This is a genomic window from Allotamlana fucoidanivorans (genome assembly GCF_045788535.1).
Taxonomy (GTDB): Bacteria; Bacteroidota; Bacteroidia; order Flavobacteriales; family Flavobacteriaceae; genus Allotamlana; species Allotamlana fucoidanivorans.
The window spans coordinates 1,735,444-1,749,738 of sequence record NZ_CP074074.1; the positions used below are offsets into that span (position 1 = coordinate 1,735,444).

Annotated in this window: 24 protein-coding genes; all 24 read left to right on the top strand. The window is 34.5% G+C overall.

From position 1 onward, the window contains the following. The first annotated feature begins 21 nt into the window (after nt 1–21). The 24 genes from rplP to KFZ70_RS08050 all read left to right on the top strand — a co-directional run bounded on the left by rplP (nt 22) and on the right by KFZ70_RS08050 (nt 14,213). The gene (gene rplP, locus KFZ70_RS07935) at nt 22–441 is read left to right on the top strand and encodes a 50S ribosomal protein L16 (protein ID WP_139697443.1); all 420 of its coding nucleotides are present in this window, start codon (nt 22–24) and stop codon (nt 439–441) included. Between the two features lie 13 nt (nt 442–454). After that, nucleotides 455–646 (top strand): 50S ribosomal protein L29, encoded by a 192-nt coding sequence (rpmC, locus tag KFZ70_RS07940; protein WP_139697441.1) that lies wholly within the window; start codon nt 455–457, stop codon nt 644–646. 11 nt (nt 647–657) lie between these two features. After that, entirely contained in the window at nt 658–915 is a 258-nt protein-coding gene (gene rpsQ / locus KFZ70_RS07945; protein ID WP_044637136.1) for a 30S ribosomal protein S17, read from the top strand. Nucleotides 916–917: 2 nt separating this feature from the next. Then, nucleotides 918–1,286 (top strand): 50S ribosomal protein L14, encoded by a 369-nt coding sequence (rplN, locus tag KFZ70_RS07950; protein ID WP_139697439.1) that lies wholly within the window; start codon nt 918–920, stop codon nt 1,284–1,286. A 15-nt stretch (nt 1,287–1,301) separates the two neighbouring features. Continuing rightward, nucleotides 1,302–1,613 carry a 50S ribosomal protein L24 gene (rplX, locus tag KFZ70_RS07955; RefSeq protein ID WP_139697438.1) on the top strand — a complete coding sequence of 104 codons (312 nt, stop codon included), beginning with the start codon at nt 1,302–1,304 and terminating at the stop codon, nt 1,611–1,613. Between the two features lie 2 nt (nt 1,614–1,615). Beyond that, entirely contained in the window at nt 1,616–2,167 is a 552-nt protein-coding gene (gene rplE / locus KFZ70_RS07960) for a 50S ribosomal protein L5 (protein ID WP_139697436.1), read from the top strand. A 3-nt stretch (nt 2,168–2,170) separates the two neighbouring features. Further along, on the top strand, nt 2,171–2,440 hold the full coding sequence (rpsN, locus tag KFZ70_RS07965) for a 30S ribosomal protein S14 (RefSeq protein WP_092579393.1): 270 nt from the start codon (nt 2,171–2,173) through the stop codon (nt 2,438–2,440). A gap of 69 nt (nt 2,441–2,509) precedes the next feature. Further along, the gene (rpsH, locus tag KFZ70_RS07970) at nt 2,510–2,908 is read left to right on the top strand and encodes a 30S ribosomal protein S8 (protein WP_139697435.1); all 399 of its coding nucleotides are present in this window, start codon (nt 2,510–2,512) and stop codon (nt 2,906–2,908) included. A gap of 18 nt (nt 2,909–2,926) precedes the next feature. Further along, a complete protein-coding gene (rplF, locus tag KFZ70_RS07975) occupies nt 2,927–3,469 on the top strand; it encodes a 50S ribosomal protein L6 (RefSeq protein WP_139697434.1) in 543 nt (180 codons plus the stop codon). Between the two features lie 10 nt (nt 3,470–3,479). Further along, entirely contained in the window at nt 3,480–3,836 is a 357-nt protein-coding gene (gene rplR / locus KFZ70_RS07980) for a 50S ribosomal protein L18 (RefSeq protein ID WP_139697432.1), read from the top strand. 6 nt (nt 3,837–3,842) lie between these two features. Continuing rightward, complete coding sequence (rpsE, locus tag KFZ70_RS07985; RefSeq protein WP_139697430.1) at nt 3,843–4,367, top strand: 30S ribosomal protein S5; 525 nt, start codon at nt 3,843–3,845, stop codon at nt 4,365–4,367. Nucleotides 4,368–4,378: 11 nt separating this feature from the next. Then, nucleotides 4,379–4,558 carry a 50S ribosomal protein L30 gene (rpmD, locus tag KFZ70_RS07990; RefSeq protein WP_139697428.1) on the top strand — a complete coding sequence of 60 codons (180 nt, stop codon included), beginning with the start codon at nt 4,379–4,381 and terminating at the stop codon, nt 4,556–4,558. Between the two features lie 16 nt (nt 4,559–4,574). Then, complete coding sequence (gene rplO / locus KFZ70_RS07995) at nt 4,575–5,027, top strand: 50S ribosomal protein L15 (RefSeq protein ID WP_139697426.1); 453 nt, start codon at nt 4,575–4,577, stop codon at nt 5,025–5,027. 13 nt (nt 5,028–5,040) lie between these two features. Then, nucleotides 5,041–6,396: a preprotein translocase subunit SecY gene (gene secY / locus KFZ70_RS08000; RefSeq protein WP_139697424.1), complete on the top strand. Its 1,356-nt coding sequence runs from the start codon at nt 5,041–5,043 to the stop codon at nt 6,394–6,396. Between the two features lie 10 nt (nt 6,397–6,406). After that, nucleotides 6,407–6,622 (top strand): translation initiation factor IF-1, encoded by a 216-nt coding sequence (infA, locus tag KFZ70_RS08005; RefSeq protein ID WP_007094967.1) that lies wholly within the window; start codon nt 6,407–6,409, stop codon nt 6,620–6,622. 4 nt (nt 6,623–6,626) lie between these two features. Then, nucleotides 6,627–6,743 carry a type B 50S ribosomal protein L36 gene (ykgO, locus tag KFZ70_RS08010; protein ID WP_013305171.1) on the top strand — a complete coding sequence of 39 codons (117 nt, stop codon included), beginning with the start codon at nt 6,627–6,629 and terminating at the stop codon, nt 6,741–6,743. A gap of 2 nt (nt 6,744–6,745) precedes the next feature. Beyond that, the gene (gene rpsM, locus KFZ70_RS08015) at nt 6,746–7,114 is read left to right on the top strand and encodes a 30S ribosomal protein S13 (RefSeq protein WP_139697423.1); all 369 of its coding nucleotides are present in this window, start codon (nt 6,746–6,748) and stop codon (nt 7,112–7,114) included. A 104-nt stretch (nt 7,115–7,218) separates the two neighbouring features. Then, complete coding sequence (gene rpsK / locus KFZ70_RS08020) at nt 7,219–7,602, top strand: 30S ribosomal protein S11 (protein WP_139697421.1); 384 nt, start codon at nt 7,219–7,221, stop codon at nt 7,600–7,602. Between the two features lie 190 nt (nt 7,603–7,792). Then, nucleotides 7,793–8,398 carry a 30S ribosomal protein S4 gene (gene rpsD, locus KFZ70_RS08025; protein WP_139697419.1) on the top strand — a complete coding sequence of 202 codons (606 nt, stop codon included), beginning with the start codon at nt 7,793–7,795 and terminating at the stop codon, nt 8,396–8,398. A 101-nt stretch (nt 8,399–8,499) separates the two neighbouring features. Next, on the top strand, nt 8,500–9,492 hold the full coding sequence (locus KFZ70_RS08030; RefSeq protein ID WP_139697416.1) for a DNA-directed RNA polymerase subunit alpha: 993 nt from the start codon (nt 8,500–8,502) through the stop codon (nt 9,490–9,492). A 59-nt stretch (nt 9,493–9,551) separates the two neighbouring features. Beyond that, nucleotides 9,552–10,022 carry a 50S ribosomal protein L17 gene (gene rplQ / locus KFZ70_RS08035; protein ID WP_139697414.1) on the top strand — a complete coding sequence of 157 codons (471 nt, stop codon included), beginning with the start codon at nt 9,552–9,554 and terminating at the stop codon, nt 10,020–10,022. A 176-nt stretch (nt 10,023–10,198) separates the two neighbouring features. Then, nucleotides 10,199–11,302, top strand: a complete 1,104-nt coding sequence (gene carA, locus KFZ70_RS08040) for a glutamine-hydrolyzing carbamoyl-phosphate synthase small subunit (protein WP_139697413.1) — start codon at nt 10,199–10,201, stop codon at nt 11,300–11,302. Nucleotides 11,303–11,460: 158 nt separating this feature from the next. After that, nucleotides 11,461–12,750, top strand: a complete 1,290-nt coding sequence (gene eno / locus KFZ70_RS08045) for a phosphopyruvate hydratase (RefSeq protein WP_139697411.1) — start codon at nt 11,461–11,463, stop codon at nt 12,748–12,750. Between the two features lie 176 nt (nt 12,751–12,926). Further along, nucleotides 12,927–14,213: a citrate synthase gene (locus KFZ70_RS08050; RefSeq protein ID WP_139697409.1), complete on the top strand. Its 1,287-nt coding sequence runs from the start codon at nt 12,927–12,929 to the stop codon at nt 14,211–14,213. Nucleotides 14,214–14,295: the final 82 nt, after the last annotated feature.

Here is a 14,295-nt window from a genome sequence, read left to right on the forward strand (position 1 = left end):
TTTTTTATAAAGTAAAGAAAAATGTTACAGCCTAAAAGAACAAAATTTCGTAAACAACAAAAAGGACGTATGAAGGGATTGTCTGGAAGAGGACATCAACTTTCAAACGGTACTTTTGGAATAAAAGCATTAGACGCTACGTTTATTACTGCACGTCAAATAGAAGCAGCTCGTATCGCCGCAACACGTTACATGAAGAGAGAAGGGCAACTGTGGATTAAAATTTTCCCAGACAAGCCTATTACCAAAAAACCTCTTGAAGTACGTATGGGTAAAGGTAAAGGTGCTGTAGAATTATGGGTTGCTGTATGTAGACCTGGTCGCGTTTTATTTGAAGTAGGAGGTGTGCCTTTGGATATAGCTAAAGAAGCACTTCGTTTAGCAGCACAAAAGCTACCTGTAAAAACTAAGTTTATAATCGCTAGAGATTACGAAGCATAATTTATTTGATATTATGAAACAATCAGAAATTAAAGAATTATCTGTAGCTGAGTTACAAGAGAAGCTTAGTGAAACAAAAAAGAGTTATTCAGACCTAAAATTGGCTCATGCAATATCTCCTTTAGAAAATCCAATTCAATTACGTGCCGTTAGACGTACTGTAGCTAGAATTGCGACAGAATTAACTAAAAGAGAATTACAATAATTCTGCGAAAGATGGAAACAAGAAATTTAAGAAAAGAACGTATAGGAGTTGTTACAAGTAACAAAATGCAGAAATCTATTGTGGTTTCTGAGGTGAAAAAAGTAAAACACCCTATGTATGGTAAGTTCGTGCTAAAAACTAAAAAATATGTGGCGCACGACGAAACAAACGATTGTAATATTGGAGATACTGTAAGAATCATGGAAACAAGACCTTTAAGTAAATCTAAATGTTGGAGATTAGTTGAAATCATAGAAAGAGCTAAATAATTATGGTACAGCAAGAATCAAGATTAAAGGTAGCAGACAACACTGGAGCAAAAGAAGTTTTAACTATTCGTGTTCTAGGTGGTACTAAAAGAAGATATGCTTCTGTAGGAGACAAAATTGTTGTGTCTGTTAAAGATGCAACGCCTAACGGTAACGTGAAAAAAGGAGCAGTTTCTACAGCAGTAGTTGTTCGTACTAAGAAAGAAGTAAGAAGACCAGACGGATCTTATATTAGATTTGACGATAACGCATGTGTTTTATTAAACCCTACAGGTGAAATGAAAGGTACACGTGTATTTGGTCCTGTGGCTAGAGAGCTTCGTGATAAACAATTCATGAAGATTGTATCATTAGCACCAGAAGTGCTTTAATACACAAAACGTAAGATGACAAAGCTTAAAATAAAAACTGGAGATACTGTAAAAGTAATTGCTGGAGATCATAAAGGATCAGAAGGTAAAGTACAAAAAGTATTAATAGAAAAGAATAAAGCGATTGTTGAGGGTGTTAACTTAGTGAAAAAACACACTAAGCCAAGTGCACAAAATCCTCAAGGTGGAATCGTAGAGAAAGAAGCTCCTATTCATATTTCTAATTTATCGTTGTTAACTTCAAAAGGAGAAACAACACGTGTTGGATATAGAGTAGAAGATGGTAAAAAAGTAAGATTTTCAACAAAATCTAATGAAGTAATATAGTTATGGCATATTCACCTAGACTTAAAGAAGAGTATAAAAGCAGAGTAATTGCTGCTCTTACAGAAGAATTTGGATATAATAATGTAATGCAAGTTCCTAAACTTAAAAAGATAGTAATATCAAAAGGAGTTGGAGCTGCCGTTGCAGACAAAAAGTTAATTGACTACGCTGTAGAAGAGTTAACTACTATATCTGGACAGAAAGCCGTAGCAACATTATCTAAAAAAGATGTTGCATCTTTTAAATTGCGTAAAGGTATGCCCATTGGAGCAAAAGTGACTTTACGTGGTGAAAGAATGTATGAGTTTTTAGATCGTTTAGTAACTTCAGCACTACCACGTGTTAGAGATTTTAACGGTATTAAAGCAACTGGTTTTGACGGAAGAGGTAATTACAACTTAGGAATTACAGAGCAAATTATATTCCCTGAAATAAACATTGATAAAGTGAATAAAATTTCAGGAATGGATATTACATTTGTAACTTCTGCCGAAACAGATAAAGAAGCAAAATCATTATTAACTGAACTAGGGTTACCTTTTAAAAAGAACTAAGTTATGGCTAAAGAATCAATGAAAGCCCGTGAGGTAAAAAGAGCTAAAACAGTAGCTAAGTATGCTGAAAAACGTAAGGCTTTAAAAGAAGCTGGAGATTATGAAGCATTACAAAAGTTACCAAAAAATGCTTCCCCTATACGTCAGCATAATAGATGTAAATTAACAGGAAGACCAAAAGGATATATGAGAACTTTTGGTATTTCTCGTGTAACATTCAGAGAAATGGCTAATCAAGGTCTTATCCCTGGAGTAAAGAAAGCTAGTTGGTAACATTATTTATATAATCAGGTTTAAGGTTCAGTAACTAGCTGAAAACCAAAACCACAAAATCAATTCATTATGTACTCAGATCCAATTGCGGATTTTTTGACAAGAATTAGAAATGCAGTGCGTGCTAACCACAGAGTGGTAGAAATTCCTGCATCTAATCTTAAAAAAGACATCACTAAAATATTATTCGAGCAAGGATATATTTTAAGTTACAAGTTTGATGATTCTACTGTACAAGGTACTATTAAAATAGCGCTTAAGTACAACAAAGAAACAAAAGAACCAGTAATCAAGAAACTTCAAAGAATTAGTACTCCAGGTTTACGTCAGTATGCTGGTGCCAAAGAATTACCTCGTATCTTAAACGGTCTTGGTGTTGCTATTGTGTCAACTTCTCACGGAGTAATGACAGGTAAGCAAGCTAAGAAAGAGAATGTTGGTGGTGAAGTTTTATGTTACGTATACTAATTTTTAAACCAGAAAGAAATGTCAAGAATAGGAAATAATCCAGTAGCCATTCCAGAAGGTGTTACCGTTGACGTTAAAGATAACGTTATAACTGTAAAAGGAAAATTAGGAGAGTTAACACAGAAGTTTGATACTGTAGAGATAAAAGTAGAAGAAGGAAATGTTTTAGTAACACGTTCTTCTGAAACTAAAGATCAAAAAGCTAAACATGGTTTATACAGATCTTTAATTAACAATATGATTGAAGGTGTATCTAAAGGATGGACTAAAGAATTAGAATTGGTAGGTGTAGGTTATAGAGCATCAAACCAAGGACAAAAATTAGACTTAGCTTTAGGTTTTTCTCATAATATAGTGATGGATATTGCTCCAGAAATTAAAGTGGAAACAGTATCAGAAAAAGGAAAAAATCCTTTAGTGAAATTAACATCATTCGATAAACAACTTGTTGGTCAAGTAGCTGCGAAGATCCGTGGATTTAGAAAACCTGAACCTTACAAAGGAAAAGGAATCAAGTTTGTTGGTGAAGAAATTAGAAGAAAAGCAGGTAAATCAGCTTAATAATTAAGTTATGGCATTGACAAAGAACGATAGAAGACTAAGAATAAAAAACAGAATCCGTAAGGTAGTTTCAGGAACTGAAACTAGACCAAGATTGGCTGTTTATAGAAGTAATAAAGAAATTTATGCTCAATTAATAGATGACGTAACTGGTAAAACAATCAGTGCTGCATCTTCAAGAGATAAAGACATTAGTGCTGCAAAAGCAACTAAATCCGAAGTAGCTAAATTAGTAGGTAAAGTACTTGCTGAAAAAGCTTTAAAGGCTGGTGTAGATACTGTCTCTTTCGATAGAGGTGGATACTTATACCACGGTAGAGTACAATCATTAGCAGAAGGAGCTAGAGAAGCAGGACTAAAATTCTAAGATATTATGTTTCAAAAATATAAAAGTGCAGAGTTAGTAAAACCAGGTGGATTAGATCTTAAAGATCGTTTAGTTGGTGTACAAAGAGTTACTAAAGTAACTAAAGGTGGTAGAGCATTTGGTTTTTCAGCAATTGTTGTAGTTGGTGACGAAGCTGGTGTTGTAGGGCAAGGTTTAGGCAAATCTAAAGACGTTGCTAGTGCTATTGCCAAAGCTGTGGAAGATGCAAAGAAAAACCTAGTGCGTATTCCTATCATTAAAGGAACCTTACCTCATGAGCAAAAAGGTAAATATGGTGGTGCAAGAGTAAATATCATTCCTGCGGCTCCTGGTACTGGTGTAATTGCTGGTGGTGCTGTAAGAACAGTATTAGAGGCAGTTGGTGTGCATGATGTATTATCAAAATCACAAGGATCTTCAAATCCTCATAACGTAGTAAAAGCAACGTTCGATGCTTTATTGCAATTAAGAGATGCGAAAACTATTGCTAAAGATAGAGGTCTTACACTTGAACAAGTTTTTAACGCTTAATACAGACAGAAATGGCAAAGATTAAAGTAACAAAAGTTAAAAGCGCTATCAATCGTACGCAAAGACAAAAAAGAACTTTAGAAGCTCTTGGTCTTAAAAAGATTGGTCAAGTAAAAGAGCACGAAGCTACGCCAAATATTCTTGGTATGCTTGCTAAAGTTTCACATTTAGTTTCTGTTGAAGAAGCTTAAAAATATAAACTGAAAAATGGATTTAAGTAATTTAAAACCTGCAGAAGGTTCAGTAAAAAGCCAAGGGAAAAGAGTAGGTAGAGGACAAGGGTCTGGAAAAGGTGGTACTGCTACACGTGGACACAAAGGAGCTAAATCTCGTTCTGGATACTCTAAAAAAATAGGATTTGAAGGAGGGCAAATGCCACTTCAAAGACGTGTGCCTAAATTTGGTTTTACTAATATTAACCGTGTTGAGTATCAAGGTATCAATATTGATACTTTACAACAATTGGTTGATGATAAGAAAATAGGAGATACCGTTGATTTTGAAACATTATTTGCTAATCGCTTAGTAGGTAAAAATGATCTAGTTAAAATATTAGGTCGTGGTGAATTAAAAGCAAAATTAAAAGTATCTGCTCATAAGTTTACTGCTTCAGCTAAAGCTGCTATTGAGGCTGCTGGAGGAGAAGCTGTAACTATATAAGACGCATTAACGTATGAAATTCATAGAATCAATAAAGAATGTTTGGAAAATAGAAGAACTGAGAAACAGAATTGTAGTAACCTTGAGTCTGTTATTAGTTTACCGTTTTGGTGCCCAAGTGGTATTGCCAGGTATTGATGCTGCTCAATTAGGTGGTTTAGCTGATAAAACAGACGGAGGTTTGTTAGGTTTGCTTAACGCCTTCACAGGAGGAGCCTTTGCAAATGCTTCGGTTTTCGCTTTAGGTATTATGCCATACATTTCTGCTTCTATTGTTGTACAATTAATGGGGATTGCTATTCCGTACTTACAAAAGCTTCAAAAAGAAGGTGCCAGTGGACAAAAGAAGATTAATCAAATTACACGTTGGTTAACAATAGCTATTTGTTTACTTCAAGCACCAGGCTACTTAGCAAGTTTACCAGCATTGGGTATTCCACAAAGCGCATTTTTATTAGGAACAGGATTTTTATTCTATTTCTCTTCAGTAACTATTTTGGTTACTGGATGTATTTTCGCTATGTGGTTGGGAGAGAAAATTACTGATAAAGGTATTGGTAACGGAATCTCTTTATTAATCATGGTTGGTATTATTGCTACGTTACCTCAAGCATTTTTACAAAATGCAGCAACACGATTAGAAGGTGGTGGAAACGGTGGTTTAATGATGGTGTTAATCGAGTTTGTAATTTGGTTTGTTATCATTTTAGCTTCTATTATGTTAGTAATGGGAGTAAGAAAAATAGCTGTGCAGTATGCAAGAAGAACAGCTACAGGAGGCTATGAAAGAGCTGCAGTAGCAGGATCAAGACAATACATCCCGTTAAAGTTAAATGCATCAGGAGTAATGCCAATTATCTTTGCTCAAGCTATTATGTTTGTACCAAGTTTAATAGGAGGATCGTCGTTTTTAAAAGAAACTGTGGTTGGAGCATGGATGCAAACTAATTATTCTGATATGTTCGGATTTTGGTATAACCTAACATTTGCTTTATTGATTATAGTGTTTACCTATTTCTATACAGCAATTACGGTGCCTACAAATAAAATGGCTGACGATTTAAAGCGTAGTGGCGGTTTTATACCAGGTATACGTCCGGGTTCTGAAACGTCTGAATACTTGGATAGAATAATGTCTCAAATCACCTTACCAGGATCTATATTTTTGGCAATCATCGCTGTGTTCCCAGCATTAATTGTTAAGCTTATGGGTGTACAACAAGGATGGGCTTTATTTTTCGGAGGCACTTCGTTATTAATTATGGTTGGAGTTGCAATTGACACTATGCAGCAAATAAATTCGTATTTGTTGAATAGACACTATGATGGTTTGATGAAGACTGGTAAAAATAGAAAAGCAGTAGCTTAATTATTATACTATGGCAAAACAAGCAGCAATAGAACAAGACGGAACAATCATTGAAGCATTATCAAATGCAATGTTCCGTGTGGAATTAGAAAACGGTCACATTGTGACGGCACATATTTCTGGTAAAATGCGTATGCATTACATAAAGTTATTACCAGGAGATAAAGTAAAATTGGAAATGAGTCCTTACGATTTAACGAAGGCTCGTATAACTTATAGATACTAACAAGATGAAAGTAAGAGCATCAGTTAAAAAAAGAAGCGCAGATTGTAAAATTGTGCGTAGAAAAGGAAGACTTTACGTCATTAACAAAAAGAATCCTAGATTTAAACAAAGACAAGGGTAATTATGGCAAGAATTGCAGGTGTAGACATACCAAAAAACAAAAGAGGAGTTATCTCTTTAACTTATATCTATGGTATAGGTAAAAGCAGAGCAAAAGATATTTTAGCAGCAGCTAAAGTAGATGAAAGCACTAAAGTTCAAGACTGGACTGACGATGAAATTAGCAACATTCGTGAGGCTGTTGGAAACTTCACTATTGAAGGTGAATTACGTTCTGAAACACAATTAAACATTAAGCGTTTAATGGATATTGGTTGTTACAGAGGTATTCGTCACAGAGCTGGTTTACCATTAAGAGGGCAACGTACTAAAAACAACTCTAGAACTAGAAAAGGAAAGAGAAAAACTGTTGCTAACAAGAAAAAAGCATAACAATTAAATAATAGTCTTTAGTCTTTAGACGTTGGAAGGAATCTGTTTGAAATTATACGGTTTAGGATTCTAGCGACTATCACTAAAACTAAGTACTAGAAATTATGGCAAAGACAAGCACAAAAAAACGTAAAGTTATTATTGATTCTGTTGGAGAAGCGCATATCACAGCATCTTTTAACAATATCATTATTTCACTTACCAACAAAAAAGGAGATGTCATTTCATGGTCTTCTGCTGGTAAAATGGGATTTAGAGGTTCTAAGAAAAATACACCTTATGCAGCGCAATTAGCTGCCGAAGATGCTGCTGCAGTAGCTTCTGAGGCTGGATTGAAAAAAGTAAAGGTTTATGTAAAAGGGCCTGGAAATGGTAGAGAATCAGCTATTCGTTCGATCCACAATGCAGGAATTGAAGTAACAGAAATCATTGATGTTACTCCATTACCACACAACGGATGTCGTCCACCTAAAAGAAGAAGAGTTTAATCACGTTGTTACTAACGCGATTTAAATGAAGCAATTATAAAAATTAATATCATCTGAAATACAGATGGTATTAATTTTTTGTATAAATTTGCACACCGAAAAAATAACACAAGTATTAACGAGAGATTTATGGTTATCGAAGGATAAGATTTAGACCTTAATTCATAATCACTCTCAAAACAAATTTAAAATGGCAAGATATACTGGTCCTAAAACTAAAATAGCTCGTAAGTTTGGCGAGGCTATTTTCGGAGATGACAAATCTTTCGAAAAAAGAAATTATCCTCCAGGTCAACATGGAAACAACAGAAGACGTGGAAAAAAATCTGAGTACGCAATCCAATTACAAGAAAAACAAAAAGCTAAATATACCTATGGTATCTTAGAGCGTCAGTTTAGAGGATTGTTTAAAAAAGCAAGAGCTTCACAAGGTATTACGGGTGAGGTATTATTACAACTTTGTGAATCAAGATTAGACAATGTGGTGTTTAGAATGGGAATTGCTCCTACAAGAAGTGCTGCAAGACAATTAGTATCTCACAGACATATTACTGTAAATGGGGAGTTAGTAAACATACCTTCTTACCAATTAAAAGCTGGTGATGTTGTAGCGGTAAGAGAAAAATCGAAATCCCTTGAGGCTATTGCAAGATCACTTTCAAACGCTAGTACGGTTTATGAGTGGATTACTTGGAATGATGATACGAAACAAGGAACCTTTGTTTCTGTACCACAAAGAATTCAAATTCCAGAAAATATCAACGAGCAATTCATCGTCGAATTATACTCTAAATAATATATTAACAACATTGGTATTTAGCCAAAGGGTTTATTTGTACTTCTTCAAACTTATAAACCGCGCAACTAAATAACAATTAAAACGAAGAAACAAATAATATGGCAGTATTTAATTTTCAAAAGCCCGACAAAGTAATCATGATTGATTCAACTGATTTCGAAGGTAAGTTCGAATTCAGACCTTTAGAACCTGGTTACGGACTAACAGTGGGTAATGCACTAAGAAGAGTTTTATTATCTTCTTTAGAAGGTTTTGCAATTACTTCGGTTAGAATTGAAGGCGTTGATCATGAATTTTCAACGATTGCTGGGGTTGTAGAAGATGTTACAGAAATTATCTTAAACTTAAAACAAGTTCGTTTTAAAAGACAAATTGAGGATATTGATAACGAATCTGTATCTATATCTATTTCTGGACAAGACAAAATTACAGCAGGAGATTTTCAAAAATTTATTTCAGGATTCCAAGTACTGAATACAGAATTAGTAATCTGTAACTTAGATCCTAAAGTAAGTTTTAATATGGAAATCAGCATAGAAAAAGGTAGAGGGTATGTGCCTGCAGAAGAGAATAAAAAAGCTTCTGCACCAATGGGAACTATCTTTACTGATTCTATCTACACACCTATTAAAAATGTTAAGTATAGCATTGAAAACTATCGTGTGGAACAAAAAACGGATTATGAAAAATTAGTTTTTGAGATTATCACTGATGGTTCCATTACACCACAAGATGCATTAACTGAAGGTGCTAAGACGTTGATTCACCACTTTATGTTATTCTCTGATGAGCGTATCACTTTAGAGGCTGATGAAATTGCACAAACTGAAACGTATGATGAAGAATCACTTCATATGCGTCAGTTACTTAAAACAAAGCTTATCGATATGGATTTATCTGTTCGTGCGCTTAATTGTTTAAAAGCTGCTGAAGTTGATACTTTAGGAGATTTGGTATCATTCAACAAAAATGATTTAATGAAATTCAGAAACTTTGGTAAAAAGTCTTTAACTGAGCTTGAAGAGCTTGTAAATGTTAAAGGGTTAAATTTCGGAATGGATTTAAGCAAATATAAATTAGATAAAGATTAATTAATCATATTTTGCTCCTCGATGAACGAGTTTGGTAGCAAGATGATAAAACAAAGGTCATGAGACACGGAAAAAAAGTAAACCACTTAGGTAGAAAAACGGCACACAGAAAAGCAATGTTAGCTAATATGGCTTGTTCATTAATTGAACACAAGCGTATTAATACAACTGTAGCAAAGGCGAAAGCTTTAAAGCAGTTTGTGGAGCCAATGATTACTAAGTCTAAAATTGATACAACACACAACAGACGTATCGTTATGGCAAACCTTAGACAAAAGGATGCTGTTACCGAATTATTCAGAGAAGTAGCTGTAAAAGTTGCAGACAGACCAGGTGGTTATACAAGAATTATAAAATTAGGAAATCGTTTAGGAGATAACGCTGATATGGCTATGATAGAACTTGTTGATTACAACGAAATCTACAATGCTGAAAAAGCGAAGAAGAAAACAACGAGAAGAAGTAGAAGAGGTGGTTCTAAACCAGCTGCTGCTCCTGTTGAGACTAAGGCTTCAAACGAAGAGGAATAAATGTTGATATGCATTTAAAATATAAAGGATAAACTATTTTAGTTTATCCTTTTTTTTGTGCAATTTTGTAAAACTTTTCAAAACACATGAAACACCCATGAGAAAAATATTCGGTTATAAGCGTTTGATTATTAAGGGTGTTACATCTGACCGAAATATAATATCATAATTAACAGATGAAATATCAAAAAAGACAAAAGGCCATCATTCTTCTAGCAGATGGTACTATTTTTCACGGTAAGGCAGTTGGTAATAAACAAGGAACTTCATTTGGAGAGGTTTGTTTTAATACAGGAATGACTGGTTATCAAGAAATATTTACAGATCCGTCCTACTATGGACAACTAATGGTTGCAACCAATGCACATATTGGGAATTACGGAACAAAAGCAGATGAAATTGAGTCTGATTCTATAAAAATAGCGGGATTAATAGTTAAAAATTTTAGCTATGATTACTCTAGAGTGGGGGCTGATGATTCTTTAGAAAACTTTTTAGACAAAAATAATCTATTAGCTATTTCAGATGTTGATACCAGAGCTTTGGTGAGTTATATCAGAGACCACGGTGCCATGAATGCCGTAATTTCAACCGAAATAGATAAAATAGATGAGCTTAAAAAGCAATTGGCTGAAGTGCCAAATATGGAAGGACTAGAGTTGGCATCTAAAGTATCAACTAAAGAACCTTACTATTTTGGTGATGAAAATGCGACCTATAAAGTAGCGGCTCTAGATATTGGAATCAAAAAGAATATTTTAAGAAATATTGCAAGTAGAGACGTATATATTAAAGTGTTTCCATACAACGCTAAGTTTGAGGATTTAGAGGCGTTTAAGCCAGATGGATATTTCTTATCTAATGGGCCAGGGGATCCAGAACCTTTAGTTGAGGCACAAGCCGTAGCAAAAGAAATTATTAAAAGAGACTTACCGCTTTTTGGTATTTGTTTAGGGCACCAAGTTATAGCATTAGCTAATGGGGTTTCTACGTATAAAATGCATAACGGGCATAGAGGAATAAACCACCCTGTAAAAAATATGATTACAGGAAAGGGAGAGATTACGTCTCAAAACCATGGGTTTGCAGTTAATAGAGAAGAGGCTGAATCGCATCCAGATCTTGAAATCACACACGTGCATTTAAATGATAATACGGTGGCAGGTTTAGCTATGAAAAGTAAAAACGTGTTCTCGGTTCAGTACCATCCAGAAGCAAGTCCCGGGCCACATGATTCTTCTTATCTTTTTGATCAGTTTGTTGAAAATATTAAGAAATAAAATCAATGAAAACCTCAATGATAGTCTGCTTTTATTGGGGTTTTATTTAACTAAAACGTTATAGGTGATATTTTGTTAAATTCTTTAAAATCCAATGGATTTACACAAGATTAAACCGTAAATTTGAAACAATAAAAAGTATTAAAAACAAAGCAATTATGAGTGCAATAATTAACGTCCATGCGAGACAGATTTTAGATTCTAGAGGGAATCCAACAGTAGAAGTTGATGTAGTAACTGAGAATAATATTTTAGGTAGAGCGGCCGTTCCATCTGGAGCGTCTACGGGAGAGCATGAAGCCGTTGAGTTACGTGATGGTGGTGATACCTACATGGGAAAAGGTGTTTTAAAAGCTGTTGAAAATGTAAATACTATAATTGCTGAAGAATTATTAGGTGTTTCTGTATTTGAACAGAATTTAGTTGATAAAATCATGATTGATTTAGACGGTACTGCTAATAAATCAAAGTTAGGAGCTAACGCTATCTTAGGGGTGTCTTTAGCCGTAGCAAAAGCTGCTGCCAATGAGCTTAATATGCCGTTATATAGATATGTTGGTGGGGTTTCTGCAAATACGCTTCCTGTACCAATGATGAACATCATTAACGGGGGGTCTCATAGTGATGCACCTATTGCTTTTCAAGAGTTTATGATTATGCCTGTTAAGGCAAAAACATTTACCCATGCTATGCAAATGGGAACAGAGATTTTCCATAACCTTAAGAAAGTATTACATGATAGAGGATTAAGTACAGCGGTAGGTGATGAAGGTGGTTTTGCTCCAACTTTAGACGGAACGGAAGATGCTATAGAAACTATAGGAAAAGCAGTAGAAAATGCTGGTTACAAATTTGGTGATGAAGTTATGATTGCTTTAGATTGTGCTTCTGCTGAGTTCTATAAAGATGGTAAATATGATTACACCTTATTTGAAGGTGATAAAGGTATGGTGAGAACTTCTGAAGAACAAGCCGTTTATTTAGCCGAATTATGTGAAAAGTATCCAATCATATCTATAGAAGATGGTATGGATGAAAATGATTGGGATGGATGGAAATCTTTAACAGAGAAGGTTGGTGATAAAGTACAATTAGTTGGTGATGATTTATACGTAACTAATGTAGAGCGTTTATCAAGAGGTATTGAAAATGGTATTGCAAACTCTATCTTAATTAAAGTAAACCAAATAGGATCTTTAACAGAAACTATTGCAGCTGTAAATATGGCTAAAAATGCTGGGTACACCTCTGTAATGTCACACCGTTCTGGTGAAACTGAAGATAATACTATTGCCGATTTAGCGGTTGCATTAAATTGCGGACAAATAAAAACAGGTTCTGCATCTCGTAGTGACCGTATGGCAAAATATAATCAATTACTTCGTATTGAAGAAGAACTTGGAGAGGTAGCTTATTTTCCTCAAGAAAAAGCCTTTAAAGTGAAATAAATAATATTGAATGAAATTTTAAAAAAGCGATTATTTTTTAATAATCGCTTTTTTTATTACCATTTATTTTACCAATCTGTTAATTGATTAAATCATTCATAATTATGCAGGGAAAATCTATCAAATATTTGTAAATTAGCCATCCGCATAACGAAACAAAATATTACATAAAAAGCATGGCAGATAAAGCTACTATTGAGATTAATGATAAAAAAATTGAGCTTCCTTTAATAAAAGGAACTGAAAATGAGTTGGCAATTGATATCTCTACACTAAGAGCGAGTTCAGGAGGCGTTATTACACTAGATCCTGGATTTAAAAACACAGGGTCTTGTGAGAGTGCAATAACCTTTTTAGATGGAGAAAAAGGTATTTTAAGATATCGCGGATATGATATTGCTGAGTTAGCTGAGAATGTAGATTTTTTAGAAGTTGCTTATTTATTGATTTTTGGTGAATTACCTACGAAAGAACAAAATGATAAGTTTCATGATGATATTAAAGCGGAGTCTGTTGTCGATGAAGATGTAAAAAAGATTGTAGAGGCTTTCCCTAAATCGGCACATCCAATGGGTGTTATTTCATCATTAACAAGTGCTTTGACAGCTTTTAATCCATCTTCAGTAAATGTGGAATCAGAAGCTGATATGTACAAGTCTGTGGTTAGAATTCTTGGTAAAATGCCAGTTTTGGTAGCATGGACCATGCGTAAAAAACAAGGTTTACCTTTAGATTATGGAGATGACTCTTTGGGCTACGTAGAAAACTTGCTTAAAATGATGTTCACTAAACCGAATAAAACCTATGTTCAGAATCAAGTCTTAGTTGATGCTATGGACAAGTTGTTGATTTTACATGCAGACCATGAGCAAAACTGTTCTACCTCAACAGTTCGAGTGGTTGGTTCGTCTCATGCTGGATTGTTTGCATCAATTTCTGCTGGAATTTCAGCCCTTTGGGGACCGCTTCACGGTGGGGCCAATCAAGCGGTTTTAGAGATGTTGGAGGCTATTCAAGCTGATGGTGGTGATACCAAAAAGTATATGGCTAAAGCTAAAGATAAAAACGATCCGTTTAGATTAATGGGCTTTGGGCATCGCGTTTATAAAAACTTTGATCCAAGAGCAAGAATTATCAAAAAGGCTGCCGATCAAGTATTACATGATTTAGGAATTGAAGATCCCATTCTTGATATTGCCAAAGGGTTAGAAAAAGAAGCCTTAGAAGATTCTTACTTTGTAGATAGAAAATTATATCCAAATGTAGATTTCTATTCGGGTATTATTTATAGGGCTATGGGAATTCCTACAGATATGTTTACCGTAATGTTTGCAATAGGGCGTTTACCTGGTTGGATAGCGCAATGGAGAGAAATGCGTTTACGTAAAGAACCAATAGGACGACCAAGACAAATATATGTAGGCGCAACTGAAAGGAAATTTGTTCCTGTAGACGCTAGATAAAAATATATTAATTTTGCATTATATTTAAGTTTCATGGGTTTTCTGTGAAACTTTTCTTTTTTTAGGGTGAATTTATAAAAAA

What these genes read in the sequence shown, in the direction of transcription:
- KFZ70_RS08050 (WP_139697409.1), top strand. Translation starts at nt 12,927, where the DNA reads ATGGCAGATAAAGCTACTATTGAGATTAATGATAAAAAAATTGAGCTT.
- rplX (WP_139697438.1), top strand. Translation starts at nt 1,302, where the DNA reads ATGACAAAGCTTAAAATAAAAACTGGAGATACTGTAAAAGTAATTGCT.
- rpsQ (WP_044637136.1), top strand. Translation starts at nt 658, where the DNA reads ATGGAAACAAGAAATTTAAGAAAAGAACGTATAGGAGTTGTTACAAGT.
- rpmD (WP_139697428.1), top strand. Translation starts at nt 4,379, where the DNA reads ATGGCAAAGATTAAAGTAACAAAAGTTAAAAGCGCTATCAATCGTACG.
- rplO (WP_139697426.1), top strand. Translation starts at nt 4,575, where the DNA reads ATGGATTTAAGTAATTTAAAACCTGCAGAAGGTTCAGTAAAAAGCCAA.
- rpsM (WP_139697423.1), top strand. Translation starts at nt 6,746, where the DNA reads ATGGCAAGAATTGCAGGTGTAGACATACCAAAAAACAAAAGAGGAGTT.
- rplR (WP_139697432.1), top strand. Translation starts at nt 3,480, where the DNA reads ATGGCATTGACAAAGAACGATAGAAGACTAAGAATAAAAAACAGAATC.
- rplE (WP_139697436.1), top strand. Translation starts at nt 1,616, where the DNA reads ATGGCATATTCACCTAGACTTAAAGAAGAGTATAAAAGCAGAGTAATT.
- infA (WP_007094967.1), top strand. Translation starts at nt 6,407, where the DNA reads ATGGCAAAACAAGCAGCAATAGAACAAGACGGAACAATCATTGAAGCA.
- eno (WP_139697411.1), top strand. Translation starts at nt 11,461, where the DNA reads ATGAGTGCAATAATTAACGTCCATGCGAGACAGATTTTAGATTCTAGA.
- rpsK (WP_139697421.1), top strand. Translation starts at nt 7,219, where the DNA reads ATGGCAAAGACAAGCACAAAAAAACGTAAAGTTATTATTGATTCTGTT.
- carA (WP_139697413.1), top strand. Translation starts at nt 10,199, where the DNA reads ATGAAATATCAAAAAAGACAAAAGGCCATCATTCTTCTAGCAGATGGT.
- rpsD (WP_139697419.1), top strand. Translation starts at nt 7,793, where the DNA reads ATGGCAAGATATACTGGTCCTAAAACTAAAATAGCTCGTAAGTTTGGC.
- rplQ (WP_139697414.1), top strand. Translation starts at nt 9,552, where the DNA reads ATGAGACACGGAAAAAAAGTAAACCACTTAGGTAGAAAAACGGCACAC.
- secY (WP_139697424.1), top strand. Translation starts at nt 5,041, where the DNA reads ATGAAATTCATAGAATCAATAAAGAATGTTTGGAAAATAGAAGAACTG.
- rpsH (WP_139697435.1), top strand. Translation starts at nt 2,510, where the DNA reads ATGTACTCAGATCCAATTGCGGATTTTTTGACAAGAATTAGAAATGCA.
- rplP (WP_139697443.1), top strand. Translation starts at nt 22, where the DNA reads ATGTTACAGCCTAAAAGAACAAAATTTCGTAAACAACAAAAAGGACGT.
- rpsE (WP_139697430.1), top strand. Translation starts at nt 3,843, where the DNA reads ATGTTTCAAAAATATAAAAGTGCAGAGTTAGTAAAACCAGGTGGATTA.
- rpsN (WP_092579393.1), top strand. Translation starts at nt 2,171, where the DNA reads ATGGCTAAAGAATCAATGAAAGCCCGTGAGGTAAAAAGAGCTAAAACA.
- rplF (WP_139697434.1), top strand. Translation starts at nt 2,927, where the DNA reads ATGTCAAGAATAGGAAATAATCCAGTAGCCATTCCAGAAGGTGTTACC.
- rplN (WP_139697439.1), top strand. Translation starts at nt 918, where the DNA reads ATGGTACAGCAAGAATCAAGATTAAAGGTAGCAGACAACACTGGAGCA.
- KFZ70_RS08030 (WP_139697416.1), top strand. Translation starts at nt 8,500, where the DNA reads ATGGCAGTATTTAATTTTCAAAAGCCCGACAAAGTAATCATGATTGAT.
- ykgO (WP_013305171.1), top strand. Translation starts at nt 6,627, where the DNA reads ATGAAAGTAAGAGCATCAGTTAAAAAAAGAAGCGCAGATTGTAAAATT.
- rpmC (WP_139697441.1), top strand. Translation starts at nt 455, where the DNA reads ATGAAACAATCAGAAATTAAAGAATTATCTGTAGCTGAGTTACAAGAG.